The following is a 2,965-nucleotide window of genomic DNA, read 5'->3' as shown; positions in this document are numbered from 1 at the left end:
TTAATTTCACATATGGTCCGTGAGGACCGTGTGTCTTAGACGCTAGATCAAGGTAGAAAGGGCGTACGGTGGATGCCTTGGCACTAGGAGCCGATGAAGGACGCGACGAACAGCGAAATGCCCTGGGGAGTGGTAAGTACACATTGATCCAGGGGTATCCGAATGGGGGAACCCACCGCCGGGAGACTGGCGGGACACCCGTGTGAATACATAGCACGGCGTGAGGCAAACCCGGGGAACTGAAACATCTAAGTACCCGGAGGAAGAGAAAGAAAATTCGATTCCCTGAGTAGCGGCGAGCGAAACGGGAACAGCCCAAACCAGGAAGCATGCTTCCTGGGGTTGTAGGACACTCTATACGGAGTTACAAAGGGATAGGATAGGTGAACGACCTGGAAAGGTCGGCCAGAGAAGGTGACGGCCCTGTAGCCGAAATCGTATCCCCTCCAGAGTGGATCCTGAGTACGGCGGGACACGTGAAACCCCGTCGGAATCCGGGAGGACCATCTCCCAAGGCTAAATACTTCCTAGTGACCGATAGTGAACCAGTACCGTGAGGGAAAGGTGAAAAGCACCCCGGAAGGGGAGTGAAACAGATCCTGAAACCGTATGCCTACAAGTAGTCAGAGCCCGTTAACGGGTGATGGCGTGCCTTTTGTAGAATGAACCGGCGAGTTACGATGGCGGGCGAGGTTAAGCCGATGAGGCGGAGCCGCAGCGAAAGCGAGTCTGAATAGGGCGCATCAGTCCGTCGTCGTAGACCCGAAACCAGGTGATCTACCCATGTCCAGGATGAAGGTCAGGTAACACTGACTGGAGGTCCGAACCCACGCACGTTGAAAAGTGCGGGGATGAGGTGTGGGTAGCGGTGAAATGCCAATCGAACCTGGAGATAGCTGGTTCTCCCCGAAATAGCTTTAGGGCTAGCCTCGAGGTGAAGAGTTCCGGAGGTAGAGCACTGATTGGACTAGGGGCCCCCACAGGGTTACCGAATTCAGTCAAACTCCGAATGCCGGCAACTTGTACTCGGGAGTCAGACTGCGAGTGATAAGATCCGTAGTCGAAAGGGAAACAGCCCAGACCATCAGCTAAGGTCCCCAAGTGTATGTTAAGTGGAAAAGGATGTGGCGTTGCACAGACAACTAGGATGTTGGCTTAGAAGCAGCCATCATTCAAAGAGTGCGTAATAGCTCACTAGTCGAGTGACGCCGCGCCGAAAATGTAACGGGGCTAAACATACCACCGAAGCTATGGATCCCGTAAGGGATGGTAGGGGAGCGTTCCAAGCAGCAGTGAAGCGGTATCGTGAGGAGCCGTGGAGCGCTTGGAAGTGAGAATGCCGGTGTGAGTAGCGAAAAGAGGGGTGAGAATCCCCTCCGTCGAAAGCCCAAGGTTTCCTGAGGAAGGCTCGTCCGCTCAGGGTTAGTCTGGACCTAAGCCGAGGCCGAAAGGCGTAGGCGATGGACAACAGGTTGATATTCCTGTACCGCCGTACCACCGTTTGAACGATGGGGGGACGCAGAAGGATAAGGTAACCGTGCGACTGGAAGTGCACGGACAAGCAGCGAGGCCGTCGGGTTGGCAAATCCGCCCGACACACAAGGCTGAGCTGTGACGTGGAGCCCGTAGGGCGAAGTACCGGATTTCACGCTGCCAAGAAAAGCCTCTAGTAAGGAGGTCGGCGCCAGTACCGTAAACCGACACAGGTAGGCGAGATGAGAATTCTAAGACGCGCGGGATAACTCTCGTTAAGGAACTCGGCAAAATGGTCCCGTAACTTCGGGAGAAGGGACGCTTATGGCAACATAAGCCGCAGTGAATAGGCCCAAACGACTGTTTAGCAAAAACACAGGTCTCTGCTAAATCGCAAGATGAAGTATAGGGGCTGACGCCTGCCCGGTGCTGGAAGGTTAAGGGGATGTGTCATCGCAAGAGAAGCACTGAACCGAAGCCCCAGTAAACGGCGGCCGTAACTATAACGGTCCTAAGGTAGCGAAATTCCTTGTCGGGTAAGTTCCGACCCGCACGAAAGGCGTAACGATTTGGGCACTGTCTCAACGAGAGACCCGGTGAAATCATAGTACCTGTGAAGATGCAGGTTACCCGCGACAGGACGGAAAGACCCCATGGAGCTTTACTACAGCCTGATATTGAGGCTTTGTACGCGATGTACAGGATAGGTGGGAGTTTGTGAAGCCGGAGCGCCAGCTTCGGTGGAGACACCCTTGGGATACCACCCTTTGCGTATAGAGTCTCTAACTCGCAGCCGTGATCCGGCTGGAGGACCGTGTCAGGTGGGTAGTTTGACTGGGGCGGTCGCCTCCTAAACAGTAACGGAGGCGCCCAAAGGTTCCCTCAGAATGGTTGGAAATCATTCGAAGAGTGCAAAGGCAGAAGGGAGCTTGACTGCGAGACCTACAAGTCGAGCAGGGACGAAAGTCGGGCTTAGTGATCCGGTGGTTCCGCATGGAAGGGCCATCGCTCAACGGATAAAAGCTACCCTGGGGATAACAGGCTGATCTCCCCCAAGAGTCCACATCGACGGGGAGGTTTGGCACCTCGATGTCGGCTCATCGCATCCTGGGGCTGGAGTAGGTCCCAAGGGTTGGGCTGTTCGCCCATTAAAGCGGTACGCGAGCTGGGTTCAGAACGTCGTGAGACAGTTCGGTCCCTATCCGTCGTGGGCGCAGGAAATTTGAGGAGAGCTGTCCTTAGTACGAGAGGACCGGGATGGACGCACCGCTGGTGTACCAGTTGTTCCGCCAGGAGCATCGCTGGGTAGCTACGTGCGGACGGGATAAGTGCTGAAAGCATCTAAGCATGAAGCCCCCTCCGAGATGAGATTTCCCTTTGAGCAATCAAGAAAGACCCCTCAGAGACGATGAGGTAGATAGGTCATGGGTGGAAGCACGGCGACGTGTGGAGCTGAATGATACTAATCGGTCGAGGCTTTGATCTAGTCTAA

1 rRNA gene is annotated in these 2,965 nt (G+C 54.9%); it reads left to right on the top strand.

The features are described 5' to 3' along the window. The first annotated feature begins 45 nt into the window (after positions 1–45). Positions 46–2,959, top strand: a 23S ribosomal RNA gene (locus tag KNP74_RS14735). Positions 2,960–2,965 lie beyond the last annotated feature (6 nt).

Source organism: Exiguobacterium sp. s141, assembly GCF_018618085.1.
GTDB lineage: Bacteria > Bacillota > Bacilli > Exiguobacteriales > Exiguobacteriaceae > Exiguobacterium > Exiguobacterium mexicanum_A.
The sequence above is the reverse complement of the archived record's forward strand: the minus strand, read 5'-3'. Positions and strand labels throughout refer to the sequence as shown.